Source organism: Roseomonas indoligenes (genome assembly GCF_017813365.1).
Taxonomy (GTDB): domain Bacteria; phylum Pseudomonadota; class Alphaproteobacteria; order Acetobacterales; family Acetobacteraceae; genus Roseomonas; species Roseomonas indoligenes.
Genome location: NZ_JAGIZA010000001.1, coordinates 59,652 through 79,142 on the forward strand (window position 1 = coordinate 59,652; position 19,491 = coordinate 79,142).

19 protein-coding genes are annotated in these 19,491 nt (G+C 71.7%); 4 read left to right on the forward strand and 15 right to left on the reverse strand.

Features of this window, described 5'->3' with window-relative positions:
• Window positions 1-239 precede the first annotated feature (239 nt).
• The gene (locus tag J5Y10_RS00265) at window positions 240-1,001 is read left to right on the forward strand and encodes an SDR family NAD(P)-dependent oxidoreductase (protein ID WP_209369686.1); all 762 of its coding nucleotides are present in this window, start codon (window positions 240-242) and stop codon (window positions 999-1,001) included.
• Between the two features lie 240 nt (window positions 1,002-1,241).
• Here the strand turns inward: J5Y10_RS00265 and J5Y10_RS00270 are convergent, their stop codons facing one another.
• Window positions 1,242-2,435 (reverse strand): 4-hydroxybenzoate 3-monooxygenase, encoded by a 1,194-nt coding sequence (locus J5Y10_RS00270; protein ID WP_209369687.1) that lies wholly within the window; start codon window positions 2,433-2,435, stop codon window positions 1,242-1,244.
• A 135-nt stretch (window positions 2,436-2,570) separates the two neighbouring features.
• Between J5Y10_RS00270 and J5Y10_RS00275 the strand changes: the two genes are divergently transcribed.
• Window positions 2,571-3,380, forward strand: coding sequence for an enoyl-CoA hydratase/isomerase family protein (locus J5Y10_RS00275; RefSeq protein WP_209369688.1), 810 nt, complete (start codon window positions 2,571-2,573; stop codon window positions 3,378-3,380).
• On the opposite strand, the gene J5Y10_RS00280 is transcribed toward J5Y10_RS00275, so the two are convergent.
• The 10 genes from J5Y10_RS00280 to dctP form a co-directional block, all read right to left on the reverse strand.
• On the reverse strand, window positions 3,368-4,075 hold the full coding sequence (locus J5Y10_RS00280; protein ID WP_209369689.1) for an SDR family oxidoreductase: 708 nt from the start codon (window positions 4,073-4,075) through the stop codon (window positions 3,368-3,370). The genes J5Y10_RS00275 and J5Y10_RS00280 overlap by 13 nt on opposite strands.
• Window positions 4,076-4,125: 50 nt before the next feature.
• Window positions 4,126-5,814 (reverse strand): methyl-accepting chemotaxis protein, encoded by a 1,689-nt coding sequence (locus tag J5Y10_RS00285; RefSeq protein ID WP_209369690.1) that lies wholly within the window; start codon window positions 5,812-5,814, stop codon window positions 4,126-4,128.
• Between the two features lie 103 nt (window positions 5,815-5,917).
• Entirely contained in the window at window positions 5,918-6,610 is a 693-nt protein-coding gene (urtE, locus tag J5Y10_RS00290) for an urea ABC transporter ATP-binding subunit UrtE (RefSeq protein ID WP_209369691.1), read from the reverse strand.
• Between the two features lie 3 nt (window positions 6,611-6,613).
• Window positions 6,614-7,330 (reverse strand): urea ABC transporter ATP-binding protein UrtD, encoded by a 717-nt coding sequence (urtD, locus tag J5Y10_RS00295; protein WP_209370232.1) that lies wholly within the window; start codon window positions 7,328-7,330, stop codon window positions 6,614-6,616.
• A 17-nt stretch (window positions 7,331-7,347) separates the two neighbouring features.
• Entirely contained in the window at window positions 7,348-8,448 is a 1,101-nt protein-coding gene (urtC, locus tag J5Y10_RS00300) for an urea ABC transporter permease subunit UrtC (RefSeq protein ID WP_209369692.1), read from the reverse strand.
• Window positions 8,445-10,040, reverse strand: coding sequence for an urea ABC transporter permease subunit UrtB (gene urtB, locus J5Y10_RS00305; protein WP_245214159.1), 1,596 nt, complete (start codon window positions 10,038-10,040; stop codon window positions 8,445-8,447). Before urtB ends, urtC begins: the two co-directional genes overlap by 4 nt.
• Window positions 10,040-11,275 carry an urea ABC transporter substrate-binding protein gene (gene urtA, locus J5Y10_RS00310; RefSeq protein ID WP_209369693.1) on the reverse strand — a complete coding sequence of 412 codons (1,236 nt, stop codon included), beginning with the start codon at window positions 11,273-11,275 and terminating at the stop codon, window positions 10,040-10,042. Before urtA ends, urtB begins: the two co-directional genes overlap by 1 nt.
• Window positions 11,276-11,464: 189 nt before the next feature.
• Window positions 11,465-12,772 carry a TRAP transporter large permease gene (locus tag J5Y10_RS00315; protein WP_342452790.1) on the reverse strand — a complete coding sequence of 436 codons (1,308 nt, stop codon included), beginning with the start codon at window positions 12,770-12,772 and terminating at the stop codon, window positions 11,465-11,467.
• Window positions 12,769-13,278, reverse strand: a complete 510-nt coding sequence (locus J5Y10_RS00320; protein ID WP_209369695.1) for a TRAP transporter small permease — start codon at window positions 13,276-13,278, stop codon at window positions 12,769-12,771. Before J5Y10_RS00320 ends, J5Y10_RS00315 begins: the two co-directional genes overlap by 4 nt.
• A gap of 16 nt (window positions 13,279-13,294) precedes the next feature.
• On the reverse strand, window positions 13,295-14,344 hold the full coding sequence (gene dctP / locus J5Y10_RS00325; RefSeq protein WP_209369696.1) for a TRAP transporter substrate-binding protein DctP: 1,050 nt from the start codon (window positions 14,342-14,344) through the stop codon (window positions 13,295-13,297).
• Window positions 14,345-14,496: 152 nt separating this feature from the next.
• On the opposite strand from dctP, the gene J5Y10_RS00330 reads away from it, so the two are divergent.
• Together J5Y10_RS00330 and J5Y10_RS00335 are read left to right on the forward strand one after the other, a co-directional pair.
• Entirely contained in the window at window positions 14,497-15,108 is a 612-nt protein-coding gene (locus J5Y10_RS00330; protein WP_209369697.1) for a chromosomal replication initiator protein DnaA, read from the forward strand.
• Between the two features lie 84 nt (window positions 15,109-15,192).
• Window positions 15,193-15,669, forward strand: coding sequence for an NYN domain-containing protein (locus J5Y10_RS00335; protein ID WP_209369698.1), 477 nt, complete (start codon window positions 15,193-15,195; stop codon window positions 15,667-15,669).
• Window positions 15,670-15,679: 10 nt separating this feature from the next.
• Here the strand turns inward: J5Y10_RS00335 and J5Y10_RS00340 are convergent, their stop codons facing one another.
• Genes J5Y10_RS00340 through J5Y10_RS00355 form a run of 4 tightly spaced genes read right to left on the reverse strand, consistent with a single transcriptional unit; the run spans window position 15,680 to window position 19,489 of the window.
• Window positions 15,680-16,441, reverse strand: a complete 762-nt coding sequence (locus J5Y10_RS00340; protein ID WP_342452814.1) for a nucleotidyltransferase family protein — start codon at window positions 16,439-16,441, stop codon at window positions 15,680-15,682.
• A gap of 5 nt (window positions 16,442-16,446) precedes the next feature.
• Window positions 16,447-17,598 carry a GNAT family N-acetyltransferase gene (locus J5Y10_RS00345; protein WP_209369699.1) on the reverse strand — a complete coding sequence of 384 codons (1,152 nt, stop codon included), beginning with the start codon at window positions 17,596-17,598 and terminating at the stop codon, window positions 16,447-16,449.
• A complete protein-coding gene (locus J5Y10_RS00350) occupies window positions 17,595-18,386 on the reverse strand; it encodes a sterol desaturase family protein (protein ID WP_209369700.1) in 792 nt (263 codons plus the stop codon). The genes J5Y10_RS00345 and J5Y10_RS00350 overlap by 4 nt, the downstream gene beginning before the upstream one ends.
• A 38-nt stretch (window positions 18,387-18,424) precedes the next feature.
• Window positions 18,425-19,489 carry an LptF/LptG family permease gene (locus tag J5Y10_RS00355; protein ID WP_209369701.1) on the reverse strand — a complete coding sequence of 355 codons (1,065 nt, stop codon included), beginning with the start codon at window positions 19,487-19,489 and terminating at the stop codon, window positions 18,425-18,427.
• Between the last annotated feature and the right edge of the window lie 2 nt (window positions 19,490-19,491).

Below are 19,491 nucleotides of genomic sequence, written 5' to 3' on the forward strand. Positions count from 1 at the left end.
CACCTTTGTAAGCCAGTGGTAAAGCGGTGAAGGCCGAAGCAGCACGGGTGGAAATCCCGGCCCGGTTCTTGGCAGAACTGCGGGCGGATATCAGGAGACCCCCTGCCGGCACTCTGACAGACCCGATCACGTCTTCGCGATCTGGCATTTTACTGTGCCGCGCCCCTGTCCGTTGCCCTTCCCTCGCCGCCAAGCGCTTCCCGTCCCATTCTGGCCGCTTACCAGGAGGAGAGGCGTGAATGGCGGAGCGGCGGATCCTGATCACCGGGGCGTCCAGCGGGATCGGAGCGGCGGCGGCACGGGCCATGGCCGGGCCGGGTGTCGCCATCGCGGTGCATTGCCGGGGCAACCGGGCTGGGGCGGAGGCCGTGGCGACCGATCTGCGCGCCGCCGGCGCCGAGGCGGTGGTGCTGACGGGCGACCTGACGGAGCCGGCAACCCCCGCACGGCTGGTGGATGAAGCCGTGGCGGCCTTCGGCGGGCTGGAGGTCGTGGTCGCCAATGCCGGCTTCGCCGACCGGACGCAGATCGGGGCGATGACGGACGAGAATTTCGCCCGCAGCGCCGACACGATCCTCTGGGGCTTCATGCGCCTGGCGCGGGCGGCGGGGCCCCACCTGCTGCGGGCCGGGGAGGCAGGAAGCGCTGCCCGGATGATCGCCGTCTCCTCCTTCGTGGCGCACCTGTTCCGCACGGATGCCGCGACCTTCCCCGCCAGCGCGGCGGCCAAGGCAGGGGTGGAGGCGCTGGTGCGTTCCCTGGCTATCGAGTGGGCGCCGCACGTCACGGTCAACGCGGTGGTGCCCGGCTTCACCCAGAAGGACCCGGGCGCCCATGTCGCCCTGGAGGCGCCGGCCTGGGAGGCGATCCTGGCCCGCATCCCGCTGCGGCGGCTGGGACAGCCGGCCGATGTCGCGGCCGCCGTGGCCTTCCTGGCCGGGGTGGGCGGGGCCTACATCACCGGGCAGGCGCTGCATGTCAGTGGTGGGGTGGTGATCTGAAGGTCTGATCTGTCCGGGGGCAGGGGGGCGCTGCCCCCTGAACCTGCATCAGGCTGCCGCGGGACTGACTGGATACGCTAGCCGCGGTGATCGGGGTTGATCCCAACCTTTGCAATCGCCTCGACTCCACGAGCCGAGGCGCACCGTCAGTCGGGCAAGCCCAAAGCCCAGAAAAAGATGATGGTGAGGGGCCCGGGGAGAGGAAGAATTCCTTCTTCCTCTCCCCGGGACAGACCGCCCTCAGAAAGGCAGCCCGACATAGTTTTCCGCCACCGCCGCCTGGGCGTTGCGCGAGCCCGCGAGGAAGTCCAGGTCGGCCATGCGGATACGGTGCTCGAAGGGGGTCTCGGCCGCGTCCACGTGCAGCATGGTGGTCATCATCCAACTGAAGCGCTCGGCCTTCCAGATGCGGCGCAGGGCGGTTGCGGGATAGGCATCCAGCCCCGATTCATCGCCGCGCCGCAGGGCGGCCTCCAATGCGCGGGACAGGACGAGGACGTCGGCCACCGCCAGGTTCAGTCCCTTGGCGCCGGTGGGCGGCACGATGTGGGCGGCATCCCCGGCGAGGAAGAGGCGGCCGCGGCGCATCGTCTCGCAGACGAAGCTGCGGAGGGGGATGATGCCCTTCTGGAAGATCCGGCCATCCGCCAGCTTCCAGTCGCCGGCGGTCTCCAGGCGGCGGTGCAGGGCGGCCCAGATGCGCTCGTCCGGCCAGTTCGCGATGTCGTCGCGCGGATCGCACTGGATGTAGAGGCGCTGGATCTCCGGCGTGCGGGTGGTGAGGAGCGCGAAGCCCTCCTCATGCCGGGCGTAGATCAGCTCGTGCCAGGAAAGGGGGGCATGGGCGAGGATGCCGAGCCAGCCGAAGGGGTAGGTGCGGTCGTATTCCCGGCGCTCGGCGGCGGGGATGGCGCGGCGGCCGGGGCCATGGAAGCCGTCCGCGCCCACCACGTAGTCGCAGGACAACTCGTCCGGCGTGCCGTCCGGGTGGCGGAAGGCGATGCGGGGCCGGTCCGTCTCGATGTCGTGGAAGGCCGTGTCGGAGACGCCGAAATGGATCCTGCCGCCATCGGCCAGGCGAGCGGCGATGAGGTCGATCAGCACCTCGTGCTGCGGGTAGAGGGTGACGCGCTTGCCGCCCGTGAGTTCGTCCAGCGGCAGGTGGAAGCGCGTGGCGCCGTACTGCAGGGTGATGCCGTCATGCGCGTGGCCCTCCCGCGCCATGCGGTCGCCGAGGCCCATGTCGCGCATCAGCTCCGTGACCCAGTGCTCCAGCAGGCCGGCGCGGATGGTGCCCTCCACCGCCTCGCGCGTGCGGCTCTCCACGATCACGCTCTCGATGCCCGCGCGGTGGAGGAGATGGGCGAGGAAAAGTCCGGCAGGGCCGCAGCCGACAATCCCGACCTGGGTGCGCGTGAAGTTCCGCTGGGACATTCCGGACCTGTTGTTCTGGCTTGGACGACCGTTGGATATCGAACCATTCCCCGCCGCGGCAAGGGTGGGCGGCGCCAGCTTGCGGGGGCCGGGGCGGCGCGGCAAGACAGGGGCAAGGACATGGAGGAGCGCCCGATGAGCGACGAGAGCCCGCTTCTGGTAACGCGGCAGGGCGGCGTGGTGCGGGCGGTGCTGAACCGGCCGGCGCGGCGCAACGCACTGAACGGGGCGCTCTCCGCGGCGCTGGACGGGCTGCTGGCGGAACTGCGCGAGGACCGTGCGGCGCGGGTGCTGATCCTCTCCGGCGCCGGCGGGCATTTCTGCGCAGGGCTGGACCTCGGCGAGGTGGGCGGCGAGACCGGTACGCCGGAGCAGCGCATGGCGGCGCAGCTTGAGCGCAACCGGTCCATCGGCGCGCGCTTCGCGGCGATCGCGGCGCTGCCGCAGGTGGTGATCGCGGCGGTGCAGGGATCCGCCTTCGCGGGGGGGCTGGGCTTCGTCTGCGCGGCGGACATCGCCTTCGCCAGCGCGGATGCCCGCTTCGCGGCGCCCGAGGCACGGCGCGGCCTGGTGGCGGCGCAAATCCTGCCCTGGATCGTGCGGCGGACCGGGCGCAGCCATGCCGCGCGGATGGTCCTGCAGGGGAACGTGCTGGACGCGGCGGACGCCGGGCGGATCGGGCTGGTGCACCAGACGGCGGCCGACGCGGCGGCGCTGGACGCGCTGGTGGAGGCGACCGTGGCCGACGTGCTGCAGGGCGCGCCCGGGGCACTGGCCGAGACGAAGGGCATGCTTGCCGCGCTGGGTGGCGCCGTTCCCGAGGGCTACGCCGAGGCCGGGGCGCAGTCCTTCGCCCGCTGCGCGGCCAGCGGTGAAGCGGATGAGGGCATCGCGGCCTTCAAGGCGCGCCGCGCGCCGGCCTGGCTGGCCACTCAGTCCTCGTAGATCATCTTCCGGGTCATCCCGCCATCGCTGACGAACTCGGCGCCGGTGACGAAGCCGCTCTCCGGGCCCAGCAGCCAGGCGGCAAGGGCGGCGATGTCGGCGGCGGTGCCGACGCGGCCGGCGGGGTGCTGGGCGTGGTCGCTCTCGCTCAGCCGCTCGTCCCGCACGTTGATCCAGCCGGGGGAGATAACGTTCGCGCGCACGTCGGGGCCGAGGCTGATGGCGAGCGCGTGAGTGAGGGCGAGGAGACCGCCCTTGGAGGCGGCGTAGCTCTCCGTATCCGGCTCCGACTGGTGGGCGCGGGTGGAGGCGATCGTGACGATGGCGCCCTTCGCCTGCCGCAGCAGCGATTCCGCCGCGCGGGCCAGCAGGAAGGTGCTGGTGAGGTTGGTTCCGATCACGCGGGACCACTCCTCCAGCGTCAGCTCGCGGATAGGCTTCCGCACCATGATGCCGGCGTTGCAGACGAGGCCATCCAGGCGGCCTTCCCTGGCAGCGATCCCATCCACGAGGCCGCGCACGGCCGCTTCGTCCGATATGTCGGCCTGAACGTGACGAGCGGCGGTGCCGGGGCCGCCCGGATCCGTGTCGGCGGTGACGACGTGCCAGCCATCACCGGCCAAGCGGCGTGCGATCCCCTCGCCGATGCCTTTCGCGCCCCCCGTGACCAGCGCCACCCGCCTGGCTTCCACCATCAGCCGCCCTCCGCATCTGCCCTGGGGCAACGCGGAGGGCGGGGCGTGGTTCAGGCCGCCCTGACCTCCGCCACGAATCCGGCGACGGTTCCGTTGAGGCGCTCGGCCTGCTGGGCGAGGTCGGAGGCGGCCGAGAGGACCTGGCCGGCGGCCGCCCCCGTCTCGGTCGAGCCGCGGCTGACATCGGCGATGTTCACCGTCACCGCTTCCGTCGCCCGGGCCGTTTCCTGCACCGTGCGCGCGATCTCGCCGGTCGCCGCGCTCTGCTCCTCCACCGCCGCGGCGATCGCGACGGCAATGCCGCTCACCTCCTCGATCGTGCGCCCGATGCCCCCGATCGCCACCACCGCCTGGTCCGTCGCGGCCTGGATTCCCGCGATCTGCGCCCCGATCTCCTCGGTGGCCTTGGCTGTCTGAGAAGCGAGTGTCTTCACCTCGGAGGCGACCACCGCGAAGCCCCGTCCCGCTTCGCCCGCACGCGCCGCCTCGATCGTCGCGTTCAGCGCGAGCAGGTTCGTCTGGCCCGCGATGTCCGTGATGAGCCGCACCACGTCCCCGATCCGCGCCGCGCCTTCGGCCAGGGCCTGCACCGTCCCGTCCGTCCGCCGCGCATCCTCCACGGCCCGCCCGGCCGCGGCCGTTGCCTGAGCCACCTGCCGGCTGATCTCGCCGATGGAGGCGGTCAGCTGCTCGGCGGCGGCCGCCACCGTCTGCACGCCCCCGCTCGCCGCCCCGGCGGCCGCCACCACCCGGTCCGCCCGCTCGCTCGTGCCCTCGGCCGTGCCGGTCATCCCGCGCGCGGTCGCCTCCAGCTCCGTGCTCGCGGCCGAGAGGGTCCGCACCATCTCCCCTGCGCGCCCCTCGAAGCCGCGCACCAGCGCCTCGAGCCCCGCCGCGCGCGCCTCCCGCGATGCACGGGCGGATTCGGCCTCGGCGGAGAGGCGGTCGGCCTCGACCATGCTGTCGCGGAAGACGGCGACGGCGGAGGCCATCTCGCCCAGCTCGTCCCGGCGCCCGGCGCCGGGGATGGCAACACCGGTGTCTCGGGCGGCGAGGCGGCGCATGGCCGCGGTGATGCCCATGATCGGGCCGGAAATGCCGCGCACCAGCCCGAGGCCGACCATGAGGCTGACCAGGATCGCCGCGGCGAGGATGCCGATGATCCAGGCAAGGGCCGAGGCGCCCAGCGCCTTCCCGGCGGCGGCGGCGGCGTTGCCGCCCTCCGTCTGGAAGCGGCGGGCGGCGTCGGTCGCCTGCCGGACCGCCGCGAGGGGCTGGGTGGTGGCTCGGAAAAGGATCTCGGAGGCGCGGGTATTGTCGTTGGCGCGCGCGGCGGCGACCATGCCCTCGCTGTGCGGGCGGTAGCCGGCCCAGGCGGAGTCCATGGCGCGCAGCAGGGCCCCTTCCTCCGCGCCGCTCACCAGGGCGCGGTAGCGGGCCAGCGCGTCGTCCACCAATTTGTGGCTCTCGACCGTCAGGCCGATGGAGTGGCCGCGGCGCTCATCGGCGCGCAGGATCATCTGCGTCTCCCGCGCGCGCAGCTTCTCGAACTCCAGCGCCACGTCGCCGAGGGCCTGGGCGCTGGGCAGCCAGTTGTCCGCGAGATCGGCGGAGACGCGGTTCATCCCGTCGATCCGGTGCAGGGCGAAGCCGCCCAGCCCGGCCAGCACGGTGAGGAGAAGGCCGATCGAGAGCAGGATGCGGCCGCGGATGCGCAGCCGGTTGAGCGGGAGGGGCATGAGGGGTGTCCAGGCCGCGCCGACGGCAGGATTGCCGCGGCCGCCCCCATGCTGCGCCGCAATCCTCAAGCCTTCCTGAATCGCCCCTTCCGGACGCGGCGGGTCACACCGTGAGAAGGCGGCGGACGGAGTCCTCCTCCAGCGCCCCGGCCTCGCCGTCCAGCGCCACCTCGCCGCGGACCATGACGGTGATGCGGTCGGCCAGGTCGCGGGCGAACTCGAAATACTGCTCCACCAGCACCACGGCCATGCCGCGGTCCTTCGCCAGGTGGCGGATGACACGGGCGATGTCCTTGATGACGCTGGGCTGGATACCCTCCGTCGGCTCGTCGAGGATCAGCAGGCGCGGGCGGGCGGTCAGGGCGCGGGCGATGGCGAGCTGCTGCTGCTGGCCGCCGGAGAGGTCGCCGCCGCGGCGGCGCAGGAACTGGCGGAGGATGGGGAAGAGGTCGAAGACCTCGGACGAGATCTTGCTGCCGCGCGGAGCGGCGGCGAGCGCCGTCTCCAGGTTCTCCTGCACGGTGAGGAAGGGGAAGATTTCGCGGCCCTGGGGGACATAACCGATGCCGGCGCGGGCGCGATCGGCGGGGGACATGCCGGCGATGTCCTTACCCTCCCACTCGATTCGGCCGCCGCTGATGCGCTCCACCCCCATGACGGAGCGCATGAGGGAGGACTTGCCGACGCCGTTGCGGCCGAGGACGCAGGTGATCCTGCCGGGATCGGCGGAGAGGTTCACGCCGCGCAGGCAGAGGCTGGCGCCGTAGGAGAGGCGGATGTCGGTGGCTCGCAGCATCCCTCAGCGCCCCAGATAGACTTCGATGACGCGCGGGTCGTTCTGCACAGTGTCGATGCTCCCCTCGGAGAGCAGCGTGCCCTCGTGCAGCACCGTGACCCTGCTGTTCAGCGCGCGGACGAATTCCAGGTCGTGCTCCACCACCACCACGCTGCGGGTGCCGGCGATGCGGCGGAGCAGGGCGGCGGTGTGCTCGGTCTCCTGGTCGGTCATGCCCGCCACGGGCTCGTCCACCAGCAGCAGGTCGGGGTCCTGCATCAGGAGCATGCCGATCTCCAGCCATTGGCGCTGGCCGTGGGAGAGAATGGCGGCGGGGTCCCCAGCGCGGGCGGAGAGGCCGATCTCCTCCATGACCGTCTCGATCCGCTTGCGGGCTTCCCCGCCCAGGGCCCAGCGCAGGCAGGACCAGGGATCGCGCGGCGCCTTCAGCGCCAGTTCCAGGTTCTCGAACACCGTCAGCGCGTCGAAAACGGTGGGCTTCTGGAACTTGCGGCCGATGCCGAGATTGGCGATGCGGGCCTCGTCCATCCTGGTCAGGTCGGCATCCCCGAACCTGACCGTGCCGGCGGTAGGGCGGGTCTTGCCGGTGATGACGTCCATCATCGTCGTCTTGCCTGCGCCGTTGGGGCCGATGATGGCGCGCAGCTCCCCGGGATCGACGATGAGGGAGAGGTTGTTGAGGGCACGGAAGCCGTCGAAGACGACGGAGACGCCGTCCATGTAGAGGCCGGGCTTGCTCACTTCGCGGCACTCCGGAAGAGGCCGATGAGGCCGCGGGGGAGGAAGACCGTAACGGCGACGAAGAGGCCGCCGAGCACGAAGAGCCAGAGGTCCGGCGCGACGGAGGTGAGCCAGGTCTTCAGCGCGTTTACGGAGAAGGCGCCGAGGAGGGCGCCGATGAGGGTGCCGCGGCCGCCGACGGCGACCCAGATCACCGCCTCGATCGAATTGCCCGGGGCGAACTCGCCGGGGTTGATGATGCCGACCAGCGGCACGTAGAGGGCGCCGGCCAGCCCCGCCAGCACGGCAGAGAGGACGAAGACCGTGAGCTTGAAGGCGGTGACGGAGTAGCCGAGGAAGCGCACCCGGCTCTCCGCATCCCGCACCGCGACGAGGACGCGGCCGAGCTTCGTGCCGACGATGTGGCGGCAGAGCACCAGCGAACCGGCGAGCAGCGCGAGGGCGGCGTAGAAGAGGCCGGCGCGCGCGCCCTGGGTGTTCAGCGGCACGCCCAGCAGCTGCTTGAAGTCGGTGAAGCCGTTGTTGCCGCCGAAGCCCATGTCGTTGCGGAAGAAGGCGAGCATCAGGGCGTAGGTCATCGCCTGGGTGATGATGGAGAAGTAGACGCCGGTGATGCGGCTGCGGAAGGAGAGGTAGCCGACGACGAAGGCCAGCAGTCCCGGCACCACCATCGCCATCAGGATCGCGTAGGGAAAGTGGTCGAAGCCCAGCCAGTACCAGGGCAGTTCCCGGTAGCCGAGAAAGACCATGAAGTCCGGCAGCACGGGATGGCCGTAGACGCCGCGCGGACCGATCAGGCGCATGAGGTGCATGCCCATGGCGTAGCCGCCGAGGGCGAAGAAGGCGCCGTGGCCGAGGGAGAGGATGCCGGCATAGCCCCAGGCCAGGTCGATGGCGAGCGCCAGCACGGCGTAGCAGATCCACTTGCCCGTGACGGCCACTGTGAAGTCCGAGACGCGGAAGGCGCTGTCGGCGGGCAGGTGGTTCAGCAGGGGCAGCAGGGCGAGGAGCAGGATCGCGATCAGGATCGCGCCGCGCAGGATCTGCCGGGCGGGGATGCCGCGGGTGGTCCCGGCGGGGGCGGTGGTGGCGCTCATGCCTCGGCCGCCCGGCCCTTGAGGGCGAAGAGGCCGCGCGGGCGGCGCTGGATGAAGAGCATGATGATCACCAGGACTGCGACCTTGGCGAGCACGGCGCCGGCCCAGGGCTCGATGACCTTGTTCAGCACGCCCAGCCCCATGGCGCCGACGAGGGTGCCGATGAGGCTGCCGACGCCCCCGAAGACCACGACCATGAAGCTGTCGATGATGTAGCCCGTGCCGAGATTGGGGGAGACGTTGTCGATCTGGGAGAGCGCCACGCCCGCCATCCCGGCGAGGCCGGAGCCGAAGGCGAAGGTCAGCGCGTCCACCCGGCCCGTGCGGATGCCCATGGTGGCGGCGGTGCGGCGGTTCTGCACCACCGCGCGCATCTCCAGCCCGAAGCGGGTCAGGCGAATGGCGGCGAGGGTCAGGCCGAGGACGAGGAGGGAGAAGACGATAACCCAGAGGCGGTTCTGCGTGATGTTGATGCCGCCGGGCAGGGAGAGGATGCCCTGCATCCAGGCGGGGGAGAGGACCTCCCGGTTCTGGGCGCCGAAGGCCAGGCGCACGGCCTGTTGCAGGATCATGCCGACGCCGAAGGTCATCAGCAGGGTTTCCAGCGGGCGGCCGTAGAGGTGACGGATCAGCCCGCGCTCCAACGCAGTGCCCGCGAGGCCGGCGACGAGAAAGGCGGCGGGGACTGAGAGGGGGAGGGACCAGGGCAGCAGCCAGGGGATGCCGCGGCAGGCCTCCTGCACCACGAAGGTGGTGTAGGCGCCGAGCATGACGAACTCGCCATGCGCCATGTTGATCACGCCCATGACGCCGAAGGTGATGGCGAGGCCCAGCGCGGCGAGGAGCAGGACGGAGCCGAGGGAGAGGCCCTGGAACAGGGTTTCCGCGGCGCGCTTGAAGGTCAGGCGGCTGTCGATGGAGGCGACGGCGCGGTCGATCTCGGCCGTCATGTCGGGGTTGGCGGCGCGGGCTTCAAGCAGGAGGGCGCGGGCGTCCTCGGAGGAGGCTTCGCCGAGGGTGGCGATGCCCTGGCGCTTCACCGCGGCATCGGCGGCGACGAGGCGGGAGGCGGCGAGGGCGAGTTGCTGCCGCTCCTTCACGCGCGGGACGGATTCCCTGGCGATGGCGGCTTCCAGCGGGGCGACATTGTCGGCGCTGCGGCTGCGGAAGACGGAGTCCGCGGCGGCGTAGCGTTCATCCGCGTGGGCGGAGACGAGCTGCAGGCGGCCCAGGGCGCCGCGCAGGGCGGAGCGGACGCGGTTGTTGATGCGGACCGTCTCCGCGCCCGCCGTGTCGGCGGGGCGGCCGGTCGCGGCATCGGTGCCGTCCGGCAGGATGACGGTGCTGCCGTTCTTGCGGAGGGTGCTGTCCGACAGGGCGCGCAGCACGGGCAGGGCGCGGGCGTCGCCCCCGGCGCCCAGGCGCTCCACCGCCTCCGCCTGGGTCCCGAAGCCGCCGGCGAGGCCGGGCAGCGCGTCGAGGAAGGCGTCCTGCGCGGCGGCAGGAAGTGCGAACAGCAGGACCAGGAGAAGGGGGAGGATGCGCGTCATGATCGTGCGGGCGGCGGGTTGCCCCGCCGCCCTCTTCTCCATCAGCCCCGGCGGTTCTTGTTCTCGGGGATGAAGGGGGACCAGTTCTCGGCGGGGATGGCGTTCGGCGTCTTGTAGACGATGTTGAACTGGCCGTTCTCCATGACCTCGCCGATCATCACGGGCTTGGAGAGGTGGTGGTTGGTGCCCATCACCTCCTCATAGCCGCAGGGCGCCATGATCTTCTGGCCGTACATCGCCTCGCGCACCGCATCCACGCCCGTGGACTTGGCCTTCTCCACCGCCTGCACCCACATGCGGAAGCCGGTGTAGGTGGCCTCCATCGGGTCGTTGGTCACGCGCTTGTCGGACTTGATGTAGTCGGCCCACATCTTCTTGAAGGCGGTGTTCGGCGCGCCCTCCACGGACATGAAGTAGTTCCAGGCAGCCAGGTGGCCGACCAGCGGCTTGGTGTCGATGCCCGCCAGCTCCTCCTCACCGACGGAGAAGGCGACGCAGGGGATGTCCTCGGCCTTGATGCCCTGGTTGCCGAGCTCGCGGTAGAAGGGGACGTTGGCGTCGCCGTTGATGGTGGAGACGATGGCGGTCTTCTTGCCCTCGCCCGCGAAGCGCTTCACGCGGGAGACGATGCCCTGCCAGTCGGAGTGACCGAAGGGAGTGTACTCCTCCATGATGTCGGCGTCCGCGATGCCCTTGCTGTTCAGGTAGGCGCGGAGGATCCGGTTGGTGGTGCGGGGATAGACGTAGTCCGTGCCGAGCAGCGCGATGCGCTTGGCCTCGCCGCCGTCCTTGCCCATCAGGTATTCCACGGCCGGGATCGCCTGCTGGTTCGGGGCGGCGCCGGTGTAGAACACGTTCTTGGACTGCTCCTCGCCCTCGTACTGCACGGGGTAGAAGAGAAGGCCGTTCAGCTCCTCGAAGACCGGCAGGACGGACTTGCGGGAGACGGAGGTCCAGCAGCCGAAGACCACGTCGCACTTGGAGACGGCCAGCAGCTCCCGCGCCTTCTCGGCGAAGAGGGGCCAGTTGGAGGCGGGGTCCACCACCACGGCCTCGAGCCGGCGGCCCATCACGCCGCCCTTCTTGTTTTGGTCCTCCACCATCATCAGCACGGTGTCGCGTAGCGCGGTCTCGCTGATGGCCATGGTGCCGGAGAGGGAGTGGAGGACGCCGACCTTGATCGGGGCTCCCTGGGCGAAGGCGGGGCGGATGGCGGGCAGGGCCAGGGCGCCGCCCAGGCCGGCCAGGGCGGCGCGGCGGGTGATGTTGCTGTTCATTCTTCTCGCGTCCCACAAGGGCCGGTGCGCCCGCGGGGCTTCCGCGGCGGGCCGGTCTGCCAGCCGGTTTGCGAGAAGCGTGCCAGCGGGCGAGGACGCTTCCTCCCCGGCCTGCTGGCGCCGGTTTGTGCATTCCGGCCCGCCCCTGCGCCAATCCTTGGCAGGACGGAATGAAGGGGCTGTAACCCCTTACAGGTCGCCCATCCAGCGCGGCAGGGCCAGCGCGATCTCCGGCACGAAGGTGACGGCGAGCAGCACGGCCGTCATGGCCAGCAGGAACCACCAGACCCAGACCATGGTGCTCTCCATGGTGCAGCCGGCGATGCGGCAGGTGACCATGAGATTCACGGCCGTCGGCGGGGTGAAGGCGCCGATGGCGACGTTCATGGTGATGATCACGCCGAACCAGGTCAGATCCCAGTGGAACAGGGCGGCGATGGGCAGGAGGATGGGGAGGAAGATGAGGTAGGTGGAGATCGCGTCCAGCGCCGTGCCGGCGATCATCAGCAGCACGGTGATGGCGAGCAGCATGACCGTCTCGTTCGTGGTCAGGCCGATCAGCAGGGTCGCCAGCGCGTCGAAGATGCCGGCGGCGCTGCCGGCATGGGCGTAGATGGCGGCCAGCGCGATGATGAGGAGGACGACGGCGGAGATCTCCGCGCTGTCGCGCAGCACCTCGTAGATGTCGCGCCAGGTGAGACTTCGATAGACCACCACGCCAACGAAGAGGCCGTAGAAGACGGCGACCACCGCCGCCTCTGTTGGGGTGAAGGCGCCGGAGCGGAGGCCGCCGAGAATCACGACCGGCGCGGCGAGGCCCCAGAGGGCTTCGAGGAAGGAGCGCCAGAGGCGGGCGGCGGTGAGGGGCGGGCGGGCGGAGCGGGGCTCCGGCAGGCCGAAGCCGCCGCGCCGGGCAAGCCAGACGGCGGGGATGATGAGCGCCAGGCCCGAGAGGATGCCGGGCACGACGCCCGCCAGGAAGAGCGCGGGGACGGAGACGCCCGGCACCAGCACGGCGTAGACGATGAAGGGGATGGAGGGCGGGATCAGCACGTCCGTCGATCCGCCCGCCGCGGTGAGGGAGGCGACGTAGGAAGGCGGGTAGCCTTGGCGGAGCATGGGCGGCACCATCACGGCGGCGACCGCCGCCGCATCCGCCGCGCCGGAGCCGCTGACGCCGCCGAGGATCATGCAGAGCAGGACGGCGACGATGGCCAGCGCCCCCGTGCGGTTGCCGACGAGAAGCTGCGCGAAGCCGACCATGCGCGCGGCCACGCCCGCACGCTCGAACACCATTCCCGCGAGGACGAACATGGGTAGGGCGAGGAGCGGGTACTTCGCGATGCCCGTCCAGATGTTGGTGGGCAGGGCCATGACGCCCATGCCCTCCATCGCGATCACCAGGAAGCCGGTGAGCCCCATGGCGACGCCGATGGGCACGCCCGCGATCATGAGCAGGATGAAGAGGCCGACGAGCAGCAGGATCGCGAGAGTCACGCGCGGGCCACCCGAATCATGCGGCCGAGAAGGCGCGCGCAGATGACGAGGGACATGAGCGGCATCCAGCCCGTGTAGAGCCATTGCGGCACGCCGAGGCCGGGGGAGAGGACCTCGAAGCGGTACTCGTCCCAGGTGTAGAAGGCGCCAAACCAGGCGAGTGCGCCGAAGACGAAGAGTCCGCAGAGGAGGACGAAGATCTCCACCATGCGGGCGGTGCGAAGGGGCAGCTTCTCGGTGAAGTAGGTGACGCGGATATGCCGGTCGGCCCCGAAGGCCGCGGCGCTGCCGAGGAAGGTCATCACCACCATGATCGCCACCGAGTACTCCTCGGTGAAGGCGATGGAGATGTCGGTGAGGTAACGCATGGCGACGTTGGCCATGGTGATCACGGCCAGCACCGCCATGGCGGCCGCGGCCAGCGCGCCTTCCACGGTGATGGGGATGCGCGGCGGGGCTTCCCCGAGCTGAAGGCCCGGGGCCTGGATATCGGCGTGATCGGTCATGGTGGCCTTGGGTGCGTCAGCTCACGCGGGCGATGGCGGCCTCGGCCTTGCGGACGAGGTCGGTGCCGACCGTGGCGGCCCATTTGTCATAGACGGGGCGGGTGGCCTGGGCGAAGGCGCGCTTGTCGGCGGGGGAGAGGTCGATCACCTCCACGCCGCGCCGCGCGCATTCCTCCAGCGAGGAGCGGTCCCCGCCGGGCATGACGCCGAGGCCCTTGCGGGCAGCGGTGTTGCCGGCCTGCCCGGCCTCCCGCGCCGCCTCCACCACGATCTCGCGGTCCCTCGGCTCCAGGCTGGCGAGCACGGGCTTGCTGATGGAGACGATGCCGGCATCGGCGCAGTAGTTCCACATCGTCAGGTGCTTCTGCGCCAGCGTGTCCATGCGGAAACCGAGGAAAAGGTTCACCGGGTTCTCCTGCCCGTCCACCGCGCCGGTGGAGAGCGCCGGCTGCAGGTCGGCGAAGGACATCTGCACGGGGTTGGCGCCCAGCGCCGTGTAGATCTCGGAGAAGATCGCGCCGGCGGCGAAGCGGATCTTCAGCCCGCGCAGGTCGGCGGGGGCGCGGATCGCGCGCTTGCTGTTGCTGATCTCGCGGAAGCCGTTCTCGCCCCAGGCCAGGGGCTCGATGTCGCGCTGGGCGAGGGTGCGGAACAGGGCGGCGCCCACCTCGCTCGCCACCAGCGCGTCGAAGGCGGCATGGCCGGGCATGAGGAAGGGGAGGGAGAAGAGGTTCATCTCCCGCACCTGCGGGGAGATGTTGATGGTGGAGAAGACGGCGCCGTCGATCACGCCCTGGCGGATCGCCACCAACTCCCGCGTTTGGTCGCCGCCGACGAGGGAGGAGCCGGGATAGACCTTGAAGTTCAGCCGCCCCTCGCTGCGCTGGTTCACCAGGTCCGCCCAGACGAAGGCGGATTCCGAGAGGGCGATGGGGCGGTTGCCCACCACGGTGATCTTGTATTCCGGCTTGTAGCGGGGCTGCGCGGCGGCAAGGCGCGGGGCGGCCAGGACCGGCAGGGCGGCGGCGGCCGAGAGCAGGGTTCGGCGGTGCATCGTCTCGGTCATTGTTTCCCTCCCCGTATCGTTGCGCGCACTCTGCGAGGGGCGGGCGACGGCGGCAAGGGGTGGCGCCGATGTCCTGGCGGCGACACCGGTCGGCCGGAATGCTGCCATCGTTGGGACGTTCTCTTGCCCCAAGCTCCACGAGGAAAGCATCGATGATGCCGGTCAGGACCATTCTCGCCGTCGGGGCGGCCGGGCTGCTGCTCTCGGCCTGCGTGCCGCCCCCGGGCTACTACGCGCCCGTCTACTCGCAGCCCTACCCGCCGCAGGCACCGGCCGGCGGCTACGCGCTGCCGCCGCCGGTTCCGCCCGGCGCGACGGGGCCGTCCTCCTATGACAGCCCGCCGCAGTACCGCGGCTACGGCGCCGCCCCGGCCTACCGACCCGGCGAGGAGCCGTACGGTGCCAGGCCGGATGGTGGCCCGGGCTATGCCGGGCCGCCCCAGGGCGGGCCGGCAGGGTGGGGCGACGGGTACGGCCGGGACAGGGCTCCCCAGTACCAGCAGCCGTATCAGCCCCCGTACCAGCAACAGGACCAGCCGCGGGACCAATTCCAGTATCAGCAGCCGTACCAGCCCCAGTACCAGCAGCAGTACCAACCCCAGGACCCGGCCCGGTACCAGCCGCAGGACGAGACGTCCTACGGCCGGCCGCTGCGGAACCGCCTGGACGACCCGGAGCCCGGCACCTCGTTCGACGGGCGGCGTGACGCCCCGCCGCAGTCCTATGACAGCTCACCGGGGCTCGGCCAACCGACCTGGCGATAGGCGCGGGCAGGGGAGGGGCAGCTGACGCACCTCGCCTATATCGACAGCAGCAACCTCTTCATCGAGGCCCAGAAGGTCAGCGCGGTGGCGCGTGGCCTCGCCAGCAGCCCCCAAGATGCGGGGCAGAGGGGCGTGCCCGATTTCCACTACCGGCTGGACCTCTACCGCCTGATGGCCCTGCTCGCCCGGGCCGAGGGACCGGTGCGGGCCGTGCTCTTCGGCAGCACCACGGACACCAATGCCGGCGTGTGGCGCCACGCCGCCGGGGCCGGCTTCGAGGTGGTGACGGTGGAGCGGGGCTTCTCCGGCCGGGAGAAGCGGGTGGATACGAGCCTGGTCACCCGGCTCTGCCGCGACGCCTACCGCTTCGGCGACCCGCGCCGTGACCGGATCACCCTCGTCGCCGGCGATGGCGACTACGAGCCGGCGGTGACGCAGCTGGTGGCGGACGGCTTCGCGGTCACCGTGCTGTACTGGTCCCATGCCAGCCGGGAACTGCGCGAGGCCGCGACGGCCTTCCACGCGCTGGATCCCTACATCGCCGATCTCGCGCTGGGGTAAGGCGGCGCTCTCAGGCCGCTTCGGCGCGCAGCCTCGCCTCCACCAGGGCGAGGTCGTCCGGCTTGTCCACGTCCACGGCCGCCGCGCCGAAGGGCATCTCCGTCACGGCAACGGGCGTGCGGCAGCGCGCGCCGAGCGCGTCCAGCCCCTGCCGCAACGTCAGCCGGCCCAGCGCGTAGCGGATCAGCGGCCGGATGCCGAGCATCCGGGCCATGGTCAGGGGGCGCTTCCGCTGCGCCTCCAGCCGCTGCCAGAACGCCAGCACCTGCGACGCCTCCGGCCGCGCGAGCAGGAAGAGATTGCAGCCGCTGAAGCTGCCGTCGCGGAAGCGCAGCCAGGTGCGCCGCGTATCCGGGAACTCCGCCAGGATCGTCTCCCGCCGCGCCAGCGCCGCGACCGCGGAGGCGCCTGGCGGCGCCGTCCGCAGCAGGTGCTCCACCATGTCCGGCGTCAGCAGCGCGTGGTCGGCCGTGGTCACCAGCAGCGGCGCCCCGAACTCCTCGAGCACCGCCGCCGCGCTGCGCGCCGGGCTCGTCGCCGAGGGGCGCAGGACCACGCCGTCCAGCGCCGTCTCCAGCCCTGCCAGCACGCGCCCTGGCTCCTCGATGGACACGACCACGCGCCCGACCCCTGGCGCCGCCCGCAGCGCGGCCAGCACCCGCAACAGCATCGGCCTGCCCGCCACCGGCAGCAGCGCCTTGTGCGAGACGCCGGCCGCCGCGGCCATCGGGTCCGTCCCGCGCCGCTGCCCCGCCAGCACCAGCGCGGTCACGCCGCTCAAAGCGCCTTCCCGTAGACGCGGTAGGTCTTGTAGGCCTTGGCCCCGAAGGATTCCGCCATGTGGCGCATCGGCAGGTTGTCCTCCAGCACCCAGGACATCTCGATGCGCCGGATCCCGAGCGCCAGCGCCTCCTTCCGCAAGGCCTCCACGAGGAACAGCGGCAGCACGCGCCCGAACATGCCCAGCCCGATCTCCCGCCGCACGCCCATCAGCGGCACGCGGGCGGAGGAGACGCCGGCCACCTTCAGCCGCCACAGCAGCCTGGCCCAGCCGAAGGGCAGCAGCCGCCCGCCCAGGTCGCGGATGGCCTCGTTGAGGTTGGGCAGGCACACCGCGAAGCCCACCGGCCGCCCCTCGATCTCGGCGAACCAGACCAGCCGCTCGTTCAGCAGCGGGCGCAGCTCGGAGGCGAGGTGCGCCACCTCCTCCGCGGTGAAGGGCACGAAGCCCCAGTTCCCCGACCAGGCCTCGTTGAAGATGTCGATCAGCGCCGCGACCTCCTCGCGCAGCGCCGCCTTGCGCATCGGGCGCAGCGTGACGCCGGAGGGCAGGCCGCGGGCGATCGCGCGCGCCGCCGCCTGGGGCAGCGGGTCCAGCCCGTCGCTCACATAGGCCAGCATGTCGCGCGCCTTGGCATAGCCCAGTGCTTCCAGCCGCCCGCCGGCATAGGGCGGGTCATGCGGCATCATCAGCATGGGCGGCGTGTCGAAGCCGGAGACGAGCAGCCCCGTCTGCTCGTTGATGGAGAGGCTGAAGGGGCCGAGGATCTGCCGCCGCCCGCGATTGCGCGCCCAGTCCTCGGCGGTGGCCAGCAGGGCCGCGAAGACCTCCCCGTCGTCCTCCGCCGCCAGCAGGCCGAAATGCGCGGGGCGGCCGCCCTCCATCTCCGGCACAAGCCGGTCGTCCTGCGCGCTGATGCGGCCGACGTCGCGGCCATCGCGCCGCGCGATCCAGAACGCCGCCTCGGCGTGGCGGAACCAGGGATTCTTCGCCGGGGAGAGCGCTTCCCGCCGCTCCAGCAGCAGGGGCGGCACCCAGGCGGGATCGTCGCGCATCAGCGCGTGCGGCAGGCGGATGAACCGCTCCATCCCCGCACGGTCCGCGACGGGGATGATCTCGACGGGGGGGCGCGTGCCGGGCGCGCTCACGCCGCCTCGCCGGAGGATGACCGTCCGGCAGGGGCGGCGCGGGTGGCGGACCGGGCCGGGCGGTCGCGCGGCGGCGCCCCGGTCAGGCGCTCCACCCAGGGGTAGCGCCGCGCCTCCTCCTGGTCGTAGCCCAGGTTGAAGGCGTGCGGGCTGCGCGGGCGCTGGCGTGCCTCGGCGTAGTAGGTGCCGAAGGCGCGGTCGATCACGTAGCTGGTGATGCCGTAGTTCCCGCCCTCGTGGTGGAAGTGGTGGGCCAGGTGCAGCTCCTTCATCCGCCGCAGCAGGCGGTTGCGCGGCTTGAAGTTCAGGTGCTGCACGCAGTGGCAGAACTCGTAGAGGCAGGTGATGGCGAAGCCCGTCGCGCAGGCCGCCGCCGCGCCGGCCGCGCCACCGATGAGCCAGCCGAGCGGGATGAGGATGCCGATGATCGTCGGCACCGTCGTCACCGGCGCGCCGAACAGCACGTCCAGCCGGTGAGGGTCCTGGTGGTGGTCGAAATGCACGCGCTTCCAGAGGGCCGCCGTGAGCGGAGACCGGTAGAGGAAGCGCGCGTGCAGGACGAAGCGGTGGATCAGGTACCAGGCCAGCGGATAGGCCAGCACCGTGGCCGCCACCGCCAGCAGCGGCCGCGCCGCGCCCTCGGCCCAATGCACGGCCAGCGCCGCGGAGACGATGCCGAGCACCGCGTAGAGGTGGATCGCCGGGTGGGCCACATAGGCCACCACCAGCTCCCGCAGCGTCATCCGCCCGAGGTCGAAGCTTCGCCCTTGCCGCCAGGGACCATACATCCGATCAACTCCTCGCCCGTATCAGCCGGTCAGGCCGCTCAGGCTTCCTCGCGCCAGAGGCGCATCAGGCCGGCAATGGCGAAGCAGGGCAGCATGGACCAGGCCGCTGGCAGCGGGCCGAGCCCCCCTGCCTCGCCGATCGCGATGAAAAGGCCCTGGGCCACGAGATAGCCGAGCCCCAGCGCCAAGCCAACCGCCGCGCGCCGGCCGCCGCCCTGCTGGCGCGGCAGGCCGAAGGCCGAGGGCACCGCGAGGAGGAGCATGAGGAAGGGCGCCAGCGCCGCTGCCGCCACCGCCTGGAGACGCGTGGCGAAATAGGCGGGGCCGCGGGTGACCGGCCCGAACCCCCTCCTGCCGCGCAGCAGCTCCGTCAGGCCCTGCGCCTCGGTCGGCCGCGCCAGGTCCCGCATCTCCGCGGGCGAGGGGCCCTCCGGCCAGGTGACGTCCGGGGTCGCTACCTCCCGCGCCGCGCCCAGGCGCAGCACCCGCGCGCCTGTCAGCCGCCATCCCTCCGCCCCGTACCGAGCCTCCTCCGCCGCGATCCGCTGCGCGACCCGCCCCACCGCGTCCCGCCGCACCAGCAGCACGCCGCCTAGCGCCGTGCCATCCGGCGAGACCGCGTCCGCCGCCAGGATGTCCGCCCCGCTCCGCAGCCAGATCCGGCGCGAGAGCGCGAGCGGCCGGTCCTGCGCCTCCCGGTGGTTCCACCAGTCGGACAGCGCGCGCTCCGTCCGCGGGGCCAGCCCGGCCTGCAGGCCGACCTGCAACGCGGCGGCGAGCAGGCAGGCCGGGGCCAGCGCCGCCATGATCCGCCACATCCCGATGCCGGAGGCACGCATGGCCGTGATCTCCAGCCCGGCCGCCAGCCGCCGGAAGGTCAGGATCGCCCCCACCAGCACCGCCAGCGGCACGAGCTGCCCGAGGGTGGAGGGTAGGCGCAGCAGCGCGTAGCGCCCGATATCCAGCACCCCGCCGCGGGAGAGCACGTCCCCCGCCTTGTCCAGCAGGTCCAGCAGCTGGAGCAGCGCGGCGAGGCCGAGCAGCACGGCCGCTGCCCGGGCGAGGAAAATCCCCGTCAGATAGCGCGCGAGCACCAGCGGCATCA

Bases quoted from the DNA above. Each gene is read 5' to 3' on its own strand.
- urtC (WP_209369692.1), bottom strand. From the start codon at position 8,448: ATGAGCGCCACCACCGCCCCCGCCGGGACCACCCGCGGCATCCCCGCC.
- J5Y10_RS00330 (WP_209369697.1), top strand. From the start codon at position 14,497: ATGATGCCGGTCAGGACCATTCTCGCCGTCGGGGCGGCCGGGCTGCTG.
- J5Y10_RS00270 (WP_209369687.1), bottom strand. From the start codon at position 2,435: ATGTCCCAGCGGAACTTCACGCGCACCCAGGTCGGGATTGTCGGCTGC.
- J5Y10_RS00275 (WP_209369688.1), top strand. From the start codon at position 2,571: ATGAGCGACGAGAGCCCGCTTCTGGTAACGCGGCAGGGCGGCGTGGTG.
- dctP (WP_209369696.1), bottom strand. From the start codon at position 14,344: ATGACCGAGACGATGCACCGCCGAACCCTGCTCTCGGCCGCCGCCGCC.
- urtE (WP_209369691.1), bottom strand. From the start codon at position 6,610: ATGCTGCGAGCCACCGACATCCGCCTCTCCTACGGCGCCAGCCTCTGC.
- J5Y10_RS00355 (WP_209369701.1), bottom strand. From the start codon at position 19,489: ATGCCGCTGGTGCTCGCGCGCTATCTGACGGGGATTTTCCTCGCCCGG.
- urtA (WP_209369693.1), bottom strand. From the start codon at position 11,275: ATGAACAGCAACATCACCCGCCGCGCCGCCCTGGCCGGCCTGGGCGGC.
- urtB (WP_245214159.1), bottom strand. From the start codon at position 10,040: ATGGAGAAGAGGGCGGCGGGGCAACCCGCCGCCCGCACGATCATGACG.
- J5Y10_RS00280 (WP_209369689.1), bottom strand. From the start codon at position 4,075: ATGGTGGAAGCCAGGCGGGTGGCGCTGGTCACGGGGGGCGCGAAAGGC.
- J5Y10_RS00265 (WP_209369686.1), top strand. From the start codon at position 240: ATGGCGGAGCGGCGGATCCTGATCACCGGGGCGTCCAGCGGGATCGGA.
- J5Y10_RS00320 (WP_209369695.1), bottom strand. From the start codon at position 13,278: ATGACCGATCACGCCGATATCCAGGCCCCGGGCCTTCAGCTCGGGGAA.
- J5Y10_RS00285 (WP_209369690.1), bottom strand. From the start codon at position 5,814: ATGCCCCTCCCGCTCAACCGGCTGCGCATCCGCGGCCGCATCCTGCTC.
- J5Y10_RS00350 (WP_209369700.1), bottom strand. From the start codon at position 18,386: ATGTATGGTCCCTGGCGGCAAGGGCGAAGCTTCGACCTCGGGCGGATG.
- urtD (WP_209370232.1), bottom strand. From the start codon at position 7,330: ATGGACGGCGTCTCCGTCGTCTTCGACGGCTTCCGTGCCCTCAACAAC.